General features: G+C 56.5%; 17 protein-coding genes. 10 read left to right on the forward strand and 7 right to left on the reverse strand.

Annotation, left to right across the window (positions count from 1 at the left end; all coding sequences use genetic code 11):
* Positions 1 to 561: 561 nt before the first annotated feature.
* The gene (locus THS5294_RS09335; protein ID WP_233486450.1) at positions 562 to 2,331 is read right to left on the reverse strand and encodes a sigma-54 interaction domain-containing protein; all 1,770 of its coding nucleotides are present in this window, start codon (positions 2,329 to 2,331) and stop codon (positions 562 to 564) included.
* Positions 2,332 to 2,617: 286 nt separating this feature from the next.
* Here THS5294_RS09335 and THS5294_RS09340 point away from each other — a divergent pair, with 286 nt between their 5' ends.
* Genes THS5294_RS09340 through THS5294_RS09360 form a run of 5 tightly spaced genes read left to right on the forward strand, consistent with a single transcriptional unit; the run spans position 2,618 to position 6,709 of the window.
* Positions 2,618 to 4,000: a CmpA/NrtA family ABC transporter substrate-binding protein gene (locus THS5294_RS09340; protein ID WP_058123540.1), complete on the forward strand. Its 1,383-nt coding sequence runs from the start codon at positions 2,618 to 2,620 to the stop codon at positions 3,998 to 4,000.
* Between the two features lie 3 nt (positions 4,001 to 4,003).
* The gene (gene ntrB / locus THS5294_RS09345) at positions 4,004 to 4,837 is read left to right on the forward strand and encodes a nitrate ABC transporter permease (protein WP_058123541.1); all 834 of its coding nucleotides are present in this window, start codon (positions 4,004 to 4,006) and stop codon (positions 4,835 to 4,837) included.
* 10 nt (positions 4,838 to 4,847) lie between these two features.
* Entirely contained in the window at positions 4,848 to 5,753 is a 906-nt protein-coding gene (locus THS5294_RS09350; protein ID WP_058123542.1) for an ABC transporter ATP-binding protein, read from the forward strand.
* A gap of 17 nt (positions 5,754 to 5,770) precedes the next feature.
* Positions 5,771 to 6,238: a cyanase gene (cynS, locus tag THS5294_RS09355; RefSeq protein WP_233486451.1), complete on the forward strand. Its 468-nt coding sequence runs from the start codon at positions 5,771 to 5,773 to the stop codon at positions 6,236 to 6,238.
* 6 nt (positions 6,239 to 6,244) lie between these two features.
* Complete coding sequence (locus THS5294_RS09360; RefSeq protein ID WP_058123543.1) at positions 6,245 to 6,709, forward strand: nuclear transport factor 2 family protein; 465 nt, start codon at positions 6,245 to 6,247, stop codon at positions 6,707 to 6,709.
* Between the two features lie 397 nt (positions 6,710 to 7,106).
* Here the strand turns inward: THS5294_RS09360 and THS5294_RS09365 are convergent, their stop codons facing one another.
* The 4 genes from THS5294_RS09365 to THS5294_RS09380 all read right to left on the reverse strand — a co-directional run bounded on the left by THS5294_RS09365 (position 7,107) and on the right by THS5294_RS09380 (position 10,056).
* Positions 7,107 to 8,369, reverse strand: a complete 1,263-nt coding sequence (locus tag THS5294_RS09365) for a site-specific integrase (RefSeq protein WP_058123544.1) — start codon at positions 8,367 to 8,369, stop codon at positions 7,107 to 7,109.
* A gap of 110 nt (positions 8,370 to 8,479) precedes the next feature.
* Positions 8,480 to 8,686 (reverse strand): hypothetical protein, encoded by a 207-nt coding sequence (locus THS5294_RS09370; protein WP_058123545.1) that lies wholly within the window; start codon positions 8,684 to 8,686, stop codon positions 8,480 to 8,482.
* A gap of 1 nt (position 8,687) precedes the next feature.
* Positions 8,688 to 8,921, reverse strand: coding sequence for a hypothetical protein (locus tag THS5294_RS09375; protein WP_058123546.1), 234 nt, complete (start codon positions 8,919 to 8,921; stop codon positions 8,688 to 8,690).
* Between the two features lie 541 nt (positions 8,922 to 9,462).
* Positions 9,463 to 10,056 (reverse strand): hypothetical protein, encoded by a 594-nt coding sequence (locus tag THS5294_RS09380; protein ID WP_072936819.1) that lies wholly within the window; start codon positions 10,054 to 10,056, stop codon positions 9,463 to 9,465.
* 588 nt (positions 10,057 to 10,644) lie between these two features.
* Between THS5294_RS09380 and THS5294_RS09385 the strand changes: the two genes are divergently transcribed.
* Positions 10,645 to 11,649: a D-cysteine desulfhydrase family protein gene (locus THS5294_RS09385; protein WP_058123548.1), complete on the forward strand. Its 1,005-nt coding sequence runs from the start codon at positions 10,645 to 10,647 to the stop codon at positions 11,647 to 11,649.
* Here THS5294_RS09385 and THS5294_RS09390 read toward each other — a convergent pair.
* Positions 11,635 to 12,591, reverse strand: coding sequence for a LysR family transcriptional regulator (locus THS5294_RS09390; protein WP_058123549.1), 957 nt, complete (start codon positions 12,589 to 12,591; stop codon positions 11,635 to 11,637). The two genes, THS5294_RS09385 and THS5294_RS09390, sit on opposite strands and share 15 nt — an antisense overlap.
* A gap of 129 nt (positions 12,592 to 12,720) precedes the next feature.
* On the opposite strand from THS5294_RS09390, the gene THS5294_RS09395 reads away from it, so the two are divergent.
* The 4 genes from THS5294_RS09395 to THS5294_RS09410 all read left to right on the forward strand — a co-directional run bounded on the left by THS5294_RS09395 (position 12,721) and on the right by THS5294_RS09410 (position 18,032).
* Complete coding sequence (locus tag THS5294_RS09395) at positions 12,721 to 13,728, forward strand: TAXI family TRAP transporter solute-binding subunit (RefSeq protein WP_058123550.1); 1,008 nt, start codon at positions 12,721 to 12,723, stop codon at positions 13,726 to 13,728.
* A 93-nt stretch (positions 13,729 to 13,821) separates the two neighbouring features.
* Positions 13,822 to 16,038, forward strand: a complete 2,217-nt coding sequence (locus THS5294_RS09400) for a TRAP transporter permease (RefSeq protein WP_058123551.1) — start codon at positions 13,822 to 13,824, stop codon at positions 16,036 to 16,038.
* Between the two features lies 1 nt (position 16,039).
* Positions 16,040 to 17,278, forward strand: a complete 1,239-nt coding sequence (locus THS5294_RS09405) for an NAD(P)/FAD-dependent oxidoreductase (protein WP_058123552.1) — start codon at positions 16,040 to 16,042, stop codon at positions 17,276 to 17,278.
* A gap of 16 nt (positions 17,279 to 17,294) precedes the next feature.
* Positions 17,295 to 18,032, forward strand: coding sequence for an aspartate/glutamate racemase family protein (locus THS5294_RS09410; protein WP_058123553.1), 738 nt, complete (start codon positions 17,295 to 17,297; stop codon positions 18,030 to 18,032).
* 246 nt (positions 18,033 to 18,278) lie between these two features.
* Here the strand turns inward: THS5294_RS09410 and THS5294_RS09415 are convergent, their stop codons facing one another.
* A complete protein-coding gene (locus THS5294_RS09415; RefSeq protein WP_058123554.1) occupies positions 18,279 to 19,577 on the reverse strand; it encodes a site-specific integrase in 1,299 nt (432 codons plus the stop codon).
* Between the last annotated feature and the right edge of the window lie 47 nt (positions 19,578 to 19,624).

Genomic DNA, 19,624 nt, shown 5'->3' on the forward strand with positions numbered 1-19,624 from the left:
TCCGTGACGCTTCAGGAGCCAATCTCGACGAAGTGGTCCCAAAAGCGGTCCCGAAACTGGTCCCAATACCAGCCCAACCCGCTTATTCTCAACGATTTCTTGGAAATAGACCCTGCGATGTGGTGCCCAGAAGAGGACACCTAATGCGTAGGTTTGTCATTTAATATTAGGGGTTTACGGGGTGGATCGTCTACCGAAGTGGTCCTGAAAGCGGTCCCAATTTAGGCAAATCATACGTCATATAAGCTGCGCCAATGTAGACCTCGGCGTATTGTGCAATACGAGACCAGCATGCTCGGTGCTGCAACAGAATATGCGACTTTAGGTGCGGCTTTCGGAAAGTGGCTGCGTGTTACTCAGAGGGTAGTTATGCGGATTTTCCAGCTTTTCGGTTTTCACGCTTCGCTGATGCAGCATTTCAGTGCAGCTTGGGAAAACGACTCGATGAGGCGCTCCGGATTTCGCCAGAGCGGCCATTCGGAATTGTTGGAATCGTCTGCAGTCAAGCCGTACGCAGTGGTACGAAAGATTACACCGATGAACAGCCGAGCGGTCGATCTTTCACCAGTCACTCTCACTCAGCCCTAGCTTTTTGAGCCTTGAATAGAGTGTGGTCGGTTTGATCCCAAGCAATGCCGCCGCCCCTTTGTTCCCGGAAACCTTTCCGCTAGCCTCTTTCATGCAAGCGATGATGTTGGTTCTGCGGATTTGTTCGACATCCGCTTCGGTGAGCAAGGCGGAGGTCAGCAAAGCGCCCGGTAAGATTTGGCTCTGGATTTCAACTTCCAGCTTGTCAGATTGTGACACGATCGCACCGCGTTCGATGACGTTTGCCAGCTCGCGCACATTGCCGGGCCAGTGGTAGTCCTGCAGTTTGCGCATCGCACCTTCGGTCACCACCGGCACCTTTCGACCCAAGCGCTTGCAAACGATCCGCAGTAGATGAGCCGTCAGAATAGGAATGTCCTCTTGGCGGTCCCGCAGCGGCGGACATAGGATGGGAAAGACCCCAAGGTGCAGCATCAAATCGGGACGCAAACGTCCGGCCTGCACCTCTCGGTCGATGTCGCGGTTTGTTGAGGCAATGACACGTAGATCCAGACTGCGCGTACGATCATCGCCCAGACGGATCACCTCGCGGTTCTGCAATGCATCCAGTAGGTGGCCTTGCAATTCGATAGGAATGTCCGCAACCTCATCGATGAACAAAGTGCCGCCGTGGGCCAATTCCAATTTGCCGGGCCGATCCTTAAGGGCACCGGCAAAGGCGCCGCGCACCTGACCGAACAGCTCGCTTTCGATTTTCTCGGGGCTGACGGCACCGGCCTTGAAATGGATCATCGGACGGCGCTTGCGAGTGCTTTCGTCATGAACGGCGGAGGCCACGAGGGATTTCCCCACGCCGCTTTCGCCGCGGATCAGAACGCTTGTATCCGTGGGCCCCACAAGTTCGATTTGCTTGAGGATTGCCTGAATAGCGGCCGAGCGGCCGATGATGTCGTGATGCGCGCGTTCGATGTTGATCGCTTCTTGCAGGTAGGCGTTTTCCTCTTCCAGCTGATCGCGCAGCGCCGCGACCTGATCCATGGCGTCGCGCAGTTTGCGCTCGTTTTCCCAGCGTTCTGTAATGTCGCGAAAAATGACCACCGCACCGACCAATCGGGGTCCGTCGTAGATCGGGGTTGAAACATATTCGACGCGTATTGGCTTGCCATCCTTGCGCCAGAACACCTCGTTCTCGATCCGGTTGACCTGCTCATACCGGAAGGATTGATAGATCGGACATTCGTGCGATGGGTATTGTTCACCGTTCAAATGATGGTGATGGATCTTTGCGTGGATATCGTGGCCCAAAAGATCTTGGGTAGTCCATCCAAGCATTTCCTGTGCAGCGCGATTGACAAAGGTTGTCTTGCCGTCGGCATTGACCCCGTAAATCCCTTCGCCAGCGGCGTTCAGGATCAATTGATTTTCGCGTTCAAGATCTGCGAAGAAGCTTTGCGCGCGCTGCCATTCAATCAGGCCGTCGTTGTAGATTTTTCTGGCCCGAGCTTCGGCTGCGTGTTGTTCAAGGGTCTCAAGATCAAGCACATGTAGTAGCAACATGTCTTGACCATCGTGATGTATAGCCCGACCTGTGACCTCGCACTGCAAAGGCGTCTGGTCAGATTTTTGGAATGTCACCTCCCGAGTCCAAGCTGTGCCGCGGTGTTGTACCTCTGTGATAAAGACGACGAAGGTTTCCATTCCGGCGGCAACAAAGCGGGCGAAATGCGATCCAATCAGGGCGTCATCCCCCAAAAGTGTTTTGGTCTCCTCGGTTGCAGCCAAAATAAGATCCTGGCCAAGATGAAGCAGGATGGTCGGGCCGAAAGCGCCCGCGAGAAAGGAATCGTGAGGGGTCTCAGTATCAAGCATCCTTCTATTGGGTGCAGAAACACGAACATCTGCAATACGAAATATCGTAATTTACGAAATATCGTAAAAAATTATCAATCTACATACCCTTAATGCACTGAATTTAATCGTAAAATCCATTTTTTGATTTCTTAACGAATGCCTTCAAATGCCGACTTCCCGCTGCAAGCATGGGGAAAACCAACAGCGAGGTTGTATCATGACTGTCAAATCACTCGGAAATCCCTTCTCTTCGAAAACCGATCTGCGGCACGCCGCAGATTGCGGCTGCCACACTTGTAGTGCGCCCAAACCCGAGGCTGAGGACAGCATTGATCTGTCCACCTCCGAAGGGATGCTGGAGCGCGCAGTTGAAAGCGCCATTGTCCGGTCCGTCTTCGGGCAAAGCGATATCGGGCGCCGGTCGTTCATGGGCATGATGGGCGGGTCGACGATGGCCGCAGCGCTCGCCTCTGTGTTCCCTCTGGACGAAGCTAAGGCCAACATTCTCGAAAACCTCGGGCCGCCTGAAAAGACGGATCTGAACATCGGTTTTGTGCCAATCACCTGCGCTACGCCGATCATAATGGCCCAGCCTTTGGGGTTCTATGAGCGCTACGGTCTCAATGCCCAAGTCATCAAGACCGCCGGTTGGGCCGTCGCGCGCGATAAGTCGCTGAACGGCGAATACGATGCATCCCACATGCTGACGCCGATGCCTTTGGCAATGACGCTGGGTGCTGGGTCCGTCGCGGAACCCTACATCATGCCCGCGGTTGAAAACATCAACGGCCAAGCGATTGTGTTGAGCAATGAACACCTCGACAAGCGCGACCCGAGCCAGTGGAAGGGTTTCACTTTCGGCGTGCCATTTGAATACTCCATGCACAACTTCCTATTGCGCTACTACGTGGCTGAATTCGGTTTGGACCCTGATGTTGATATCCAAATCCGCGTCGTGCCGCCGCCAGAGATGGTCGCCAACCTGCGCGCCGGCAACCTTGATGGCTACCTTTCGCCTGATCCGTTCAACCAACGCGCCGTCTATGAGGGCATCGGGTTCATCCATCTACTGACAAAAGAAATCTGGGAGGGTCATCCATGCTGTGCCTTTGCTGCGCCATTGTCCTTCGCGCAAGAACTGCCAAATACCTACGGTGCTTTGCTCAAGTCGATCATTGATGCGACACAATATGCCTCTGCTGCCGAAAACCGAGCCGAGATTTCTGCGGCTATTGCACCGACCAACTACCTCAACCAGCCGGTGACCGTGATTGAGCAAGTGCTGACAGGCACTTACGCTGATGGCTTGGGTGGGGTGCAACGGGTACCGGATCGCATCGATTTTGACCCCTTCCCATGGCATTCGATGGGCGTGTGGATTCTGACCCAGATGAAACGCTGGGGCTACATCGAGGGTGATGTGGATTACCGAGGCGTAGCCGAGCAGGTTTATCTGGCGGCGGATTGCCGAAAGGTTATGGAAGACCTCGGCTATAAAGCGCCCGATGTGAATTACAAATCGCACATGATCATGGGCAAGACCTTTGATCCCGCCGAGCCGGAAGCCTACGTCGACAGCTTCGCAATCAAGGCTGATTAAGCCATGGAAAAGTTGTCTCTCAACCAACGCGCAGCGATCCTGTCGGTTGTGATGCTCTTCGTCGGCCTCCTTGCATGGGAGGCCGCGATTCCCGCCCAGAAGGCGGTGAAGGAGCTGACAGAGTATGAACTTCTCACCGGTGCAGGTCAGCCAAAGGCAGGCGTTCCACCGCCAAGTCAGGTACTCGCCAAAGCCTGGGAACAACTCAGCAACCCGTTCTATGATGCAGGGCCCAACGATAAGGGCATCGGCATCCAAATAGGATATTCGATCTACCGTGTTCTGACGGGCTATTTTCTAGCCGCCTTTATCGCCATTCCGTTTGGGTTCCTTATCGGGATGAGCCAGGTTGCTTACAAATCCTTCAACCCTTTCATTCAGGTGCTGCGCCCGATCTCTCCGCTCGCGTGGATGCCGCTTGCACTATTCATTATTGGTGACAGTGAGGCTTCGGCGATCTTTGTGATCTTCATCTGCTCGATCTGGCCAATGCTGATCAACACAGCCTTTGGCGTGGCCGCCGTGCGTGAAGACTGGGTCAACGTTGCCCGCACCCACGAACTCGGCCCGATCAAGACCGCCTTTGCCGTGATCCTGCCCGCTGCAGCTCCTACCATCGTCACGGGGATGCGCATCTCCATCGGGATCGCATGGCTGGTGATCGTCGCCGCCGAGATGCTCGTCGGAGGTACTGGGATTGGCTACTACGTCTGGAACGAGTGGAACAATCTCGACCTGACCTCCGTCGTTTTCTCAATCCTCATGATTGGTGTGGTGGGCATGCTGCTGGACGCCTTGTTTGGCTTGTTGCAGCGCCGCGTCACTTACGCTGAATAAAGGAAAACCTATGAAGCCGTACCTAAGTATAGAGAAGCTCACCCAGAAGTTTCCAGACGGAAATGGTGGCGAGTTGACCGTTTTCGAAAACGCCTCCTTCGGGGTTGATAAAGGCGAGTTCGTGGTGATCCTTGGCCATTCCGGCTGCGGAAAATCCACGATCATGAACATCCTCGCAGGCCTCGCTGATCCAACCAGCGGCGGCGTGATCATGGATGGGCAAGAGGTCAAAGGCCCCAGTCTTGACCGTGGGGTGGTGTTTCAGAACTACTCTTTGTTGCCATGGTTGACGACGCTGAAGAACGTTATGTTTGGGGTCAAGGCGCGCCATCCCGAATGGACCAAAAGCCAAGTCGAGGAACACGCGACCAAGTTCCTTGCAATGGTTGGGCTTGAGGGGGATGTGATCCACCGCAAGCCAAGCCAGTTGTCGGGCGGTATGCGCCAGCGGGTGTCTATTGCCCGCGCTTTTGCCAACCACCCCAAACTGCTTTTGCTTGATGAGCCTTTTGGGGCGCTTGATGCCCTGACACGCGGGACAATTCAGGACGAGCTTTTGAAAATTTGGGGCCAGATGGAACAGACAGTGTTCATGATCACCCATGATATTGATGAGGCGATCCTGCTGGCCGACCGCATCCTGCTGATGACCAACGGACCGCACGCGCGCGTGGCGGAAAGTGTCGATATTACCATCCCACGTCCGCGCAATCGGACCGAAATCATCGAGCACCCCAACTATTATGCCATCCGCAACCATCTGGTGCAGTTCCTCGGCAAACGCTCAAAGGAGCTGGCTGGACAGCCAACGCAGGCGGGGCAAACCAATGCGCCTGCAACCGTTCGGATCGACCTGACAGAACCTGCCGAAGACCCCGAAGACAAACGACCTGCCCTGAAGGCAGTCAATAGCTAAGACTGGAGGAGACCAACATGAAAGACCTCGCAATGACTGAGATGATGACCAAAGAAGACGTCACCGCAATGATCCTGTCCGCCAAGAAGCAGGCTGGCCTGACATGGGAAGATATTGCCGAAAAGATCGATATGTCCCCCGTATGGACCCATTCCGCGGCAATGGGAATGAACGCCTTCCCGCTGGAAAAAGCCAAGTTGATGGTGACTGTCATGGGCCTGCCGCAAGAAGCGGAAAGCGTCTTGGCCGAAAGCCCCACCAAGATCTGGGAACAAGCGGTGCCGACTGATCCCTGCATCTATCGTTTCTACGAAATCGTTGGCGTCTATGGGCCATCCCTCAAGGCGCTGATTCAAGAGAAATTTGGCGACGGGATCATGTCAGCGATTGACTTTGACATGACGGTGACCCGGGTAGAGAACCCGAACGGTGACCGGGTCAAGGTCGAGATGTCAGGCAAGTACCTTGGCTACAACAGCTGGTGATCCGCAATGACCCGTGTGCCAGTGCCGCCCTTTTCCTACGACGATGCGGTCAAGAAGGTCCGCATGGCTGAAGATGCGTGGAATACGCGTGATCCTGAAAAGGTGGCGCTGGCTTACACGTCCGATACAAAGTGGCGCAACCGTTCGGAGTTCCTGAACGGTCGGGGCGAGGTGCGCGATTTTCTGACCCGCAAGTGGTCGCAGGAGAACGGATATCGGTTGATCAAGGAAATCTGGGCGCATGGCGATAATCGCATCGCTGTGCGCTTTTGCTATGAATACCATGATGCCGATGGCAACTGGTTTCGCGCCCACGGAAATGAAAACTGGGAATTTGACGCAGAGGGCTACATGGCCATACGTCATGCTTCAATTAATGATGTCGCGATTGCTGAAACTGAGCGGCTGTTTCATTGGCCTCAAGGAGCAAGGCCATCAGAACATGGCGGTTTGTCTGATCTGGGTCTGTAAGAGGCAAGCGCCAGTATTTCTTGAAAACGACTTTGTTTACTTGCGCTCGTGTACTACGGGCCTTTCTACAACGCACTCCCATCGTTTTGAGACTGTACCAAGAGGGTAGCCAATGCCTGCTTTTTGCCGCGTACAGCGTTCCAACATTATGCAAGTGCAGCAAGAAAATTGATTTCACACAATGGGCTCACAGCGGCGGCTCGCTGCTCTGTGCATTAATGTCTGAATTGGCTTATGCCTCCCCTTACAAAAAAATAGCTCGATCTCCCCCCCCCCGCCCGACCTCTCTGGATGAGAAGCCGGACGGGGGCTGCTTTGTGTGTGCTCTAACTAAGCCGATGATTGCTTGCGTAAGCAGTGAGCCATCGCCAATCCTGTCCCACCGCTGGTGCGCTACTCACGATCTCGCCTCCCAGCTTGGCAGCCTCACGCCCTCCACGATCTCCCGCTTCTGTGCGTCACTGATGCCTGCGGAGTAAAGCCCATAGGTCAGCTTGTTGGCGGAGCGTGCCGAGTGATGCCCCACGAGGGTTGCGGTGTAGTGCTCGGGGACGCCTGTGCGTTCACATTGTGTGATGAACCACTTGCGGGTGGAGTGGAACACGGTGCCGTGCAGCTCCGGGTGTCTCAGCCTGAGTTTTGCGTAGCGCTTCACGACCCTGTCGACGCTGATGTGTGGGAACAGCCTGCCTGATGCTGGTAGAACCGTATCGAGTAGCCCCTCCAGGATGCCATGCAGCGGCACCTCCCGCTCGGCGGCCTTGGACTTCAACAGCCGCACCGCGTTGGGCCTGATGCGGAGGAAGCGCCCCAGGTTCCCCTTAGCTGTGATGTCCTGAGCCATAAGCCCGCAGATCTCGCCGGAGCGCATGCCTGTGAGGAGCCCGAACAAGAGCGCGTTGTGCAGCACTCTGTCCTGAGCCCCGATCAGCACCCTCACTTGTGCATCACTCAGCACCTCATGGGGAGACACCTCTGGCGGGTCCTTCACCTTGAGGGCATCCCAAGGGTTGGCCTCCAGCTCACCCTCTCCCACACACCACTCTAGGAACTGCTGCATCTGCTTGAGGATACGGGCCTGGGTTTGGGGTGCCAGTGTGATGCCCTCTTGCTCAGATGACAGCTTAGCGAGGTCTGCGAGACCAGCGTCTTTGCCGTCCCTGTACTTGCGCACGTTGGGAGACAGCTGGGTGATGTAGCCCAACACCTCCTTGCCGTGAGCGAGGGACAAGTCACCAACAGCACGCTTGCCCAGATGCGAGGTCAGCAGCTCCATGGCAAAGCGCACGGACTTGTAGCTGCCGGGGCGCAGTCGCTCAGCGACGTCCGCGAGATAGGTTTGGGCAAGCTCGGCTACAAGCCCATCCCCCACAAGACGAGCCCGCTGATATCGAGGGCGCGCAACAGCCAGTCGAGGAGTTTGGGTAGGAGAGGCAGAAGCGGTGTGAGGGGTAGGAAGGACATGGGCCTGGGCCTCCTTGATGATGGTTGTGTAGGTGTGATTGAGCTCGGCCACGCGGGCCTTGGCTTCCCGGGCATAAGAGGTTTTGAGAGAGTGCTTGAGGGCAGACCCAAGGACGGGCTGCAGAGCCTTGGGGTAGGTCCTGCGGTAGACCCAGGTGTTATGCCGTTTGTAGGCGTATTTTATCTGTGTCGACATTATGTCTCCTATTGGGGCAATTGCCCCGCTTGTGATGTTGATTGGAAGTTTTGTGATGCACAGCAACGCCGCTCAGGGACTAAGCCCATCCCTGACACGCGCTCGGAGCGTTAGCTGGGGGCCTGTAGAACCCTGATGACCAAGCAGAGGTCCGGCTCTCCGTAGGTTCCCGCAAGGGGGCCGGTCTGGGCGATCCCGGTGATGCAGTCCGCATAGACCTCTTGAACCAGGAAGTGGTGCTCGGGGAGGTCATCGACGGCTGCGATCAGGACAAGGCAACCAGGGGTGAGGGGGAAGCCAAGAGGGAAGTCTGTCATCTCAACCCCTCCGCGTCAGGATGAGGTCAGGCAAGAGCAGACCAAGGGTGAGGCTCAGGGGGACAGGGAAGGGGATGGGTTGGAGCAGACTGGGCAAGCCCGCCAGTACCACCAACGCCCCGGCAAGGGCCTGCGGGACGGCCAAGGTGATGTCCCAGCGCTTGCGCAGCTGCCACTGCAAGACAAGACGAAGCGCACCCCCTGCCAGAGCAAGGGCCGTGAAGGTCGTAAGCATGATCGGTCTCCATGATGATTGTGATCATCATAGATGCGAGGATCTCCTCAGTTCTCGGGGGAGGGTGAAGCAAGTGATAATCGCGGCGCACTATCCAACTAGACAAGTATCCAATGGCAAAAACAGGCCATGGGAGTATGTCTGGCAGTGTGGGTCTTAGTCGAACTCTCCTGGGACCTCAGAGGAGCGGGCCCAGTCAAGTCGCCAACTCTCCAAGCGGGCCTCAGAACTCGCCAACCACTCTCCAAGCAAAATCATGCTGCTGGAGAGTGCAATCTGCCGCAATATCAGCAGGATAAGGACCAACTCTCCAACTCGCCAGCCAACTTCAACTCCCAGAAGGTGTGCCTTTAGCGGTCATGAGTGTTTCTGAGACAGCCCTTCCGCGTGAGACAGCTCTCAGTGATCCCGCACACGCCTCCTGTCTCACTAGAAAGCCCCGTACATACAGGCCCATCCGGTCACGTGAGACAGTGAGACAGCAAGACAGCCACAAACCTCTATAGGTGTGACCAGCTGTGTTGCTGTGAGTGTTGCGGACTTAGAACATTAACGCGTCATCCTCGGATGAGGGGTCTGTGACATAGTTTGCCCGGGCTTTGCCGGGGGTACGGTATCCCTCTCGGTAGTCTGTGAGCCCGAAGGTGGCGTCCTGCCAGTCATGGTCATAGGCCTTGAGGTATTCGTTGAAGCAGGCAGCAGCGCCCTTGCGAGGTCCAGAGCGTTCGAGGAGAGCCTGACACACAGCGGAGGGCAGGACCCACTGGTGGTGAAGGCCGCTCAGGATCACATGACACAGGTCCGTCTCGGTATCGACAATCACATGAGCGTTGTCTGCCGTGGCGTTGTTGTCGCGCTTGAGGTGCACCCGATAGGTCAAGCTATAGGGGCAAGTACTTAGCACCTGCTCTGTGAGAGCATAGTGGTCAGGCATACCTGTGGCACTACGCGTGACCTGCCGCGCATAGGCTTCCCGATGCCGCTTGGGACGATCTGCATAGTACTCCACCCGGTCCGTATGGCTGTGGTGGAAGGACAGTTTGATCCGCCCTGAGGTGAACACCTGGAGGCTGTAGCCTTGGTAGGTGGCGAGTTTCTCTGGGGAGAGGTTTTGGTCATAGAATTGAAGGGTCATAATACGGGGTCTCAATGCAAAAACACCCCAGGAGGTGATCCTGAGGCGTCGGGGTTCATGGGTAAGGTGTAAGGGGTAAAACGTAAGGAATAAGACGTAATGTTTAATGTGTAATACGTAATACATAAGGGTTTGGGGGCACCCCAACACCCAGTGAGAGAGAAGAACAATCAACAATAATAATTGTTCTTTAATGTCGGGTTTCTAATTGGGTTCAATCTCTTAGACTTATGAGATGAGGACACCTCCCCAACACGCCCGTTTTTAGGGCTGATAATCAATAGTAGGGGGGGCTACCACACCCGCTCCATATGCTCTCGCATGATGTCCAGCGCATAGCCTGAGCCGTAGTTGGCCGCCACTCGCCTGAGGTGGAAATGGCGGGAAGCAGCCCTTCGCTACATTCTGCCCAGATGTCTCCTTTGCGGGACGAAGCAGACATCGGGCGAGTCAGAGCCAATGTCCGCTTTCGTCTGCCCAATGTGTATGGCTTCATCTAACCGGTAGAACATGCTGTCATCGAAGTTTGGTTGCCAATGGTCTTTACGGCTGTACTATTTCGCAACCGAGTCTAATGAGACAGGACAGATGGTAGAGTTCCCACAAGCCGGATTTGTTCCAAACCCGACGCCGATTGAAAGGTTGGATCGCCTTTCGGACGCGCTCGGAGTTGATCTTTGGGTCAAGCGCGACGATCTGGCGGGACCATCGTTTGGTGGGAACAAGACGCGCCAGTTAGACTTCTACCTTGGCGCTGCCCTCGCGCAGGAATGTGACACCATACTGATCACCGGCGCGGTTCAATCGAATTTCGTGCGCACGGCCGCGGCGTTGGCTGCAAAGCTTGGGATGCGGACGATTGTCCAGCTTGAGGCCCGCGTGCCGGTGCAAGACGAGCTTTACCAAAGTTCTGGCAATGTGCTGTTGAACCAGCTCTTGGGCGCAGAGGTGATCCTCTACCCCGAAGGCGAGGACGAGGCGGGCGCAGATGCCGCGTTGCGGGCGCGCGCCGAAGAAGAACGCGCGAAAGGGTCTCGTCCTTACGTCATTCCCTTGGCGCTTGGAAATCCGCCGCTCGGCGCATTGGGTTACGTCGATGCAGCGAAGGAAATCATCGATCAGAAGTCGGATTTTGATTTCGTGGCTGTCGCATCGGGCAGTGGGTTGACACATGCGGGGTTGCTGAGCGGGTTTCATGCGCGTGGCTTTGCCGGGCGTGTCGTCGGCAGCTGTGTGCGGCGAGATGCGGTTCAGCAACGCGTGCGGATCAGAACGGTGCTTGACGATATTGAGGCGCTGACCCCAGCAACCAAACATGTGCCGTCAGAGCTAATTTCGATATGGGACGGTGCGCTCGACCCCGGGTATGGGCAAATCGGACCCGCTGCGTTTTCGGCCATGACAATGATGGGACAAAACGAAGGCTTGGTCCTTGATCCGGTCTATACCGCCAAAGTCTTTGCCGCCATTCCCGCGCTTGTAGGTAGTGGAGAGATCGCAAAGGGCAGTCGCGTTCTTTTTGTTCATACCGGTGGTTTGGCCTCGTTCTTTGCCTATCAAACCGACCTGAAACGTATGCTAGGCGTTGACTGACGACACCTCGATCTGTGGGTTTGCACCGATGCCGTCTATCATCGCAAACAGGCTTTCGATCCAGCTATTCTTGACCCGTTCCGCCAGTTGCGAAAGTGGACGATGCAGCGGCGTTAGGGTCGCATATTCATAGCGGACCGGGGCATCAAAGGGCACAAAGACCACCTGACCACCGGCGATATCCAATTCCCTCTCGGTCACAACCGTCAAGGGATCCACGATGGCACAGCAATGCCCCAGACTGATGAACGGGATCAGCGGCTGAAAGTACTGCGTGGCGATATAGGATTTGAACGCCGCGTTTTCCTGCGCAAAAGCCCGTGTCAGCTTGCGCGGGAAAGGATGATTGCCGTGGAGCGTTCCGATGGACTGGCCGTCCAGATCGGCAACGGTGACCGTTTCCCGCTGCGCCAGCGCGTGATCACGGTGCAAAACGCAAAAGCAATCCGAACTCATGGTTTCCGAATAATACTGCGGCAGCTTTCCCGCCGGTTCATCGAAATCAGCAAAGCCAAAATCGATGCTCTGGGTGCTGGCAAGCTCGCGTATTTGCGGAGAGCTGCGCGATGAAATCGTCGTCTGAAAGCTGGCAGCTGGGCTGATATTCTGGCTGATGAACCTTGGAAATATGTATGCCGACGGCCCCGGCATCGCCGCCACGTTCAGGCTGCCGGTCTGCCCAGCTTTCAGCCCCTTCATTGTGCCCGATACGGTAGACAGCCGATTGAGAACTTCGGTCGCTTCGGCCAACAGATATCGCGCCTCGGGCACCGGCACCAATCGCCTGCCGTGCCGTTCGAACAAGGACAGTCCAAGGCTGCGTTCCAAATTCTTGATCGCAAGGCTGATCGCGGGCTGTGTGCGCCCAAGTTTTTTGGCGGTCTGAGAAATGGAACCGGATTCCATCACCTCGCGGAAAACTGTGAGCTGGGAAAAGTTCATCCATTATATATAAGCAAAAATTTCGTTTTGAGAAATATTAGAAATTTGTATTTTTGCATATTTTTCATATCCTGAGAAAATAAGAATTCGGGGGAACCGAATCTTGGACATCTCAACTGGGAGAAACTCATGAATATTATCAAAACCTTAGCGGGTATCACATTGGCTGGCGCCCTTGCCGTACCAGCGGTCGCGCAAGACCCGACGTTTTTCCGCATCGGAACCGGTGGTGCTGGCGGCACCTACTTCCCCATTGGCGGCACGATCGCAAATGGCATCTCCTCGCCTCCTGGCAGCCGTGCCTGCGATGAAGGTGGCCAGTGCGGTGTGCCTGGCTTGATTGCCATCGCGCAATCCACAACCGCTTCTGTGTTCAACAACGCAGCCGTTCAAAACGGCGAGCTGGAAGCTGGCCTTGCTGCGGCTGACGTCACCCGTTCCATGTATCTGGGCGAGGGCAAGTTTGACGGCAAGCCGCACCCGAAGCTGCGGGTTGTCGCCAACCTTTTCCCGGAAGACCTACATCTGGTGATGCCGAAGGGCGCATCGATCAATGATCTGAGCGACCTTGAAGGCAAGCGCGTCGGCATTGCGCAGGCGGGGTCTGGGACGCAAGTGGCAGTTCTGCAAATGCTTGAAGCCTGGGGCGTGACCCGTGACAACATGGAAGAGGCTGAACTGAACAACAGCCAATCTGCCGAGCGTCTGGCTGATGGTCAGATCGACGCGTATTTTTATGCTGCGGGCTGGCCAGTTTCGGCCATGGTACAATTGTCCTCCACCAAGGGCATGAGCCTGCACAGCTTCACTGACGAGGATCTGGCAAAGATTAACGAGATCATCCCGGCCTACATCCCGTCGGAGATCCCGGGCGGCGTCTATGAAGGTGTAGACGAGGCGGTCAAAACCCCTGCGGTGTCGGCGTTGTTGAACGTGTCGTCGGACCTCTCGGAGGAGCTGGTCTATGGTATCACCAAGGCGCTGTGGAACGAAAACACCCGCCGTCTGCTGGACAATGGTCACGCCAAAGGCAAACAAATCACGCCTGATACGGCGCTGGACGGCATCCTTGCACTGGGCGTGCCGCTGCACGCAGGCGCGGAGAAGTTCTACCGCGAAGCAGGCCTCCTGGAGTAATTCTCCCCGACCTTAAGGGTCAGTAAAGCTGGCGGCGCCCCTGACGCGGGGGCGCCACTCTCCAAACGTGTGCATGCCAAGAGGACGTTTCCCATGTCAGATTCTGATCGGACCGAGACCCACGAACTGACCGCCGAAGAGCTTGCTGCGATCGAAGAGAAATACGACGAAGGCTCCGCCACCCGTGCCGTTGGCCCCAAGACCGGCATCATCCTGCGCGCCGTCGCGTTGAGCTTCGCGATTTATCACTACATCACCGCCGGTTTCGGCTTGCCTGCCGATCACTGGCACATGGGCTGGCATCTGGCCGGCCTGTTTATCCTGACCTATGCACTGTTTCCAATCGTCGGATCGAAAAACCTGTTTGCCATGAAGGCAAGCGCGCTGCGCATCGGCAACATCCCTCTTTATGACCTCGTCTTCATGATTTTGGGCGTCGCCTCAGCGCTTTATGTCGGTTTCGCATGGCGCGGCGTGCCAATGCTGGGCATCGAAGAGCAGACATTTCGTATGGGTAATCCAAATACCTATGACGTCGTCTTTGGTGTTATCATCATCGTTCTCGTGCTCGATATTGCACGGCGGACGTTGGGCTGGATTCTGCCGCTTATCATCTGTGTTTTCATCGGTTATGCGCTGTTCGGGCCTTATTTCCCTGGCCTGCTAAAGCACCCCGGCGTCAACTTCAAAACCTTCGTGTCGTCAATGTATTTCCCACAAGAAGGCATCTTTGGCGTCACGCTGTGGGTTGTTTCGACGATCGTGTTCCACTTTGTCCTGTTCGGGGTCATCGCACAGCGCACAGGGCTTGGGCAGCTTTTCATCGACAACGCAACGATCCTTGCGGGACGCTACACGGGCGGTCCTGCGAAAGTGTCCGTCGTCTCTTCGGCATTCTTTGGCACGATCTCTGGGTCGTCCGTCGCCAACACGGTGTCGACCGGGGCGCTGACAATTCCGAACATGAAACGTCTTGGATACCCCGGCCATTTTGCCGGCGGGGTTGAGGCCGCATCCTCAGCCGGGGGGCAGATCACGCCGCCTATCATGGGGGCCGCCGCCTTCATCATGGCCGAGTTTTTGGAACTGCCTTACACAACAATCGTGATCGCCGCGATCTTCCCGGCGCTTTTGCACTATGTCGGCGTGTTCACAGTCGTGCACCTGATGGCCCGCAAGCTCGACCTCAAGGGTCTCACCAAAGAGCAACTGCCGCAGTTCAAAGCCGTCTGGTCACAGGGATGGGCCAACATTGTTCCGTTGATTGGACTGCTTGTGGTCCTCTTCTCCGGCTACACCCCGTTCATGTCGGCCTTTTGTGGGATATCGCTGGCCGTCGTCGCAGGCATGTCGCGCCTACGAGAACCCCCGACGCTGATTTATTCGGCAGCTTTCATCGCCTTTGTCCTATGGAAATTCTCAGACGGTGGATTCGATCTGACCATGACGTTGATCCTCTGTGCAGGATCGGCCGTCGCCACGCTGAACCCACAAGATCGGATCAAAATTCCCGAGATGTCCGCCGCGATGGAACTCGGCGTGAAATACGCGCTGGCTGTTGGTGCTGCGTCCGCCGCCGTCGGTATCGTTGTGGGTGTTATCAACACAACGGGCATTGGTTTCCGCATCGGGTTTATGGTGACCCAAGGTGCGGGAAATCTGGCCACAGACCTGTTCGGGTTCCTGTCTTTGGGCGGCTTGTTTGAATGGTTCACTGTGGAAGACCTGCAGCTCTTTATCTCGCTGGTATTCATCGCAATGGCCTGCATCCTGATGGGCGCAGGCATTCCGACCACGGCGCTTTATATCATGCTGGTCTCCGTGGCTCAGCCCGCGCTGGCGCAACTCGGTATCCCACCGATCGCCAGCCATATGTTCGTGCTTTACTATGGGGTTGTGTCTGAAATCACACCGCCGGTCTGCACCTCAGCCTATGCGGCGGCGGCGATCGCCAATTCGAACCCGTTCCGAACCGGTATTTCCGCCTTCTCACTTGGGCTCGGCAAGGTCGTGGCCCCCATGGCTTTCGTCTATGCGCCCGTGCTCTTGTTCGTGTCCTCGACAGGCTTCGACCTATGGGAATTCAGCTATACCGCGACCAGCTGTATCGCGGGTGTGATCGCGCTCTCTGCCGCAGTCGTGGGCTATTGGCTGGCGCCGATGGGAACAGTTTCCCGCATTCTGATGGCCATCGCTGGGCTGGTCTTTGTCGCCCCGTCACTGGCCGCCGATTTGGTCGCTTTGATCATCGCGTCTCCGGTGATCATCACGCAGTTGCTCGTCCGTCGGTCCACGCCGACACCGGCTTAGGATGGGCGAAACCGTCACGATCATTGGCGCGGGCATCGTCGGCATCTGCTGCGCATTGTCGCTGCAAGAGCGTGGCGTGCAGGTCCGACTGATTGATCGCGGCGAACCCGGGCAGGAAACGTCGTTCGGCAACGCGGGGGTCATCTCGCCTTGGTCGATCATCCCGCAAGCCATGCCCGGCATTTGGAAATCGATCCCCAGAATGCTGCTCAGTCCGGACGGCCCCTTGTCCGTCAAACCCAGCTTTTGGCCCAAGATGATCCCGTGGGGTCTTAGGTTCCTCGGTCAGTCGGGGGAGGCATCGGCGCGCGCCATATCGGACGCGATGGAGATCCTTTGCCAGCCCTCTGTCATGCTCTACCGCCGACATCTTGCAGGCACGGGGCACGAAAACCTCGTGGTTGATAGCTGGTATGTGCATGCGTTTCGCAATGCCGATAACGCAAACCTGCGCGACCTGGGATTTGTGATCCGCAAAGAAAAAGGCGCAGACCTTGAACTGATCGGCCCCGCACAGATCGCAGAAGTCGAACCGGCGCTGTCACCTGATTTCAAGGCCGCGGTTCTGATCAAAGGTCAGGCGCGCGCGCGCGATCCCGGCCAAATCGCGCGGGTTCTGGCTGACAAAGCGCGCGCCCAAGGGGCTGATGTCATCCGCGCCACGATCACCGCATTGCACCCAACCGATGACGGAGGCTGGCGGCTTGAGACCAGCAACGGCGAGATCAATACCGAAAAACTCGTCCTCGCTGCTGGCGTTTGGAGCGCGGAATTGTTGAGGCCCCTCGGGGTCAAAATGCCGCTTGCCGCAGAGCGCGGCTACCATGTCGCCTTCTCAGACCCCGGTGTCACGCTGAACAATTCGGTCATGGATGTGGATGCAAAGATCGTCGCCAGTTCTATGGTAGATGGCATCCGGGTTGCCGGGTCGTCCGAGTTTGCAGCGGTCGACGCGCCCGCTGATCCAAGCAAGGAAAGGCTTTTGGCGAGGCAGGCCCGCGCAATGCTGCCCGACCTCAATCCCGACGCGATGACGACATGGATGGGACGCCGCCCGTCCTTTCCTGACAGCCTGCCTGCACTGGGGCCGATTGCCGGGCAGCGCGGCCTTTTCGCGGCATTCGGTCACTCACACTACGGGCTGATGATGGCCCCCAAAACTGGCGAATTGATCGCCGACCTTGCCGCTGGCGTTGCCCCCAATGCCGACCTTAGCCCCTTCGCACCCCTCCGGTTTTGACCCGAAAGGCCATGCAATGACCATTTACAAAGGCGGACAAAACATTTGCGGCGCGACAATCGGCGTGCTGTGCTTGGAGAGCTATTTCCCAAAGCCACCGGGGCATATCAAGAACCCATCAGGCCTGCCGTTTCCCGTCCTTTACGAGATGATCGATGGGGTTACTGTCCCCGACCTTTTGAACAATCCGACACCAGAACTGCTCGAACCGTTTTTGAAAGGTGCAAAAAAACTCGAAGGTGAGGGGGTCCGTGCAATTACAGGAAGTTGCGGGTTTCTGGCGCTTTTTCAAAAAGAGCTTTCTGCAGCTGTCGACATCCCGGTTTTTGCCTCCAGTCTTATCCAAGTGCCGTTGGCCTTCCATATGACGGGAGCAACTGCACCGGTTGGGGTTTTGACTGCGGATGCTGGAGCGCTGACAGCTGCGCATTTCGATGCCGTCGGCGCCGGCGGTATTCCAGTTGCCATCCAAGGGCTTGAGGACAGCACCGAATTCGCCGAGGTGATACTGAAATACAAGCGTACCGCAATGGACACCAACCTAGTCGAAGCAGAGGTCATCGCGGCCGCGCAAAAACTATTGTCAGGCGCGCCAGATATCCGTTCGCTTGTCTTGGAATGCACCGATCTGCCGCCATATGCATCAAGGCTGCAAAACGAACTTGGCCTCCCGGTATTCGACCTGACAACCTTGGCGACGATGGCACATAACGTCGTTACCAGAGAGCACTACTTCGGGTTCATGCCCTTGTAAACATGCCGCGATTGAAACCGGTTTTTCATGGAAGCCGTAGTCCGAACTGTCATTCCAAGGCTGCTAGCTAAAGACATGACAGAGTTAGGGGCCCTTTTGAGGAAGAAATTAAGACAAAAGCTCGAGCAAAGTCCCGAAAGCGAACATTCGCTACTATGCAGAAAAACGGAAGAGTGTGCTCATTTCTGCCGTTCGCTGCGCTTTGGTCGAAGGTCCGCTTAGACCCGCCACTCGCCTACTCCAGCATCACTCCCCCCACACCCGCTCCATATGCTCTCGCATGATGTCCAGCGCATAGCCTGAGCCATAGTTGGCAGCGACGGTGTTGGTACTGTGACCGAGGATGGCCAGGGAGATGGCCTCGGGACAGCTCGTGTTGCGCAGCTTATCCTTCATGCGGTGGCGCAGGGAGTGGATGGTGATTTTCTTGTCGCTGATCTGGGTTCTCAACCGCTTCATGAGCATGGCCGAGGCTGCGTCGCTTCCTCTTGGACGGGCATACTGTGGGAAGAGGGGGTCTGTGCCGCGCGCGTCTCCCTGGTGCTTTCTGAGGTCGTCTATGACCCTCGGGGACAGCGGGATGGTGCGGTCTGAGGTCTTGGTCTTGAGGCTCCGCAGGCTGTTTGGGCGGATGTGCAAGCAACAGGCCTCGAGGTCTATGTCTCGCGCCTCTAGTCCTACGATCTCTGCCAGCCGGGCACCTGTGTCACACAGGATGACGAACAAGGCATAGGCTGTCGGGGTGGTCTCATACGTGCGCAACAGGCTGGCAACGTGGCTGTCACTCATGGGGAGCCGATCGTCTTTGCTGGCTCCGGCCCCTTTGATCTTGATCCCTTGGAAGACGTTGCGCTGCTCCAGGTCGTTCTCAATGATCACATGATTGATGGCGGCTTTGATCACCCCAAGAGTGCGTAGGACGGAGTTGGGGGCCATACGGGTCAGCAGATAGTCTCGGACAGTATTGGCATCGACACGTGTTATGTCAGCGAGGGGCGTCCACGTGACCCGGTTCTTGCCCAGGGCAATGATCAGGTCCTTACGCAGACGCTCAATGCGGGTCTTGAGGGGCGTGTTCTCAACTCCATCTTCACACTTGTAGGCGTAATACTCATCGAGCACCCGCAGGAGGGTCATGGGCTCTGGTGTTATGCTGGCAGTGCCAACCTGGCGTATCACCTCGGGTGAGGTGCTCCCCTCAAGCGCGTCTGCCAACTCCACGAAGTCATCCATCACATCCCACTCGGGATCGACAACACGATCAGCAAACATGTTTGCGTGCCATTCGCCCAAGCGTTCACGGACGATGGAGTTGGCTCGGACACTATTGGGAGTGGCGTGTTCTTGGTCGAAGAGGGCTTCAATCTCCGCATGAACGATAGGCAGTTTACGGATCGCCTCATCATAGCTCTCACCCAGCTGCCGATAGACAGTGGCCTTGGGAATAACCTGCCGCAGAGCTTTGGGGACGTTGCGTTTATACCGATACGATCCATTGGCCCGTCGGAACACATATCTGGGGAGTTTGGGAATTGTCTCGTCCATCCTAAGGATCACTATCGGAGGCGATACTGCTCAGCACAAGCCGTTTT

Origin of the sequence: Thalassobacter stenotrophicus (assembly GCF_001458315.1) — a bacterium.
Lineage (GTDB): Bacteria > Pseudomonadota > Alphaproteobacteria > Rhodobacterales > Rhodobacteraceae > Thalassobacter > Thalassobacter stenotrophicus.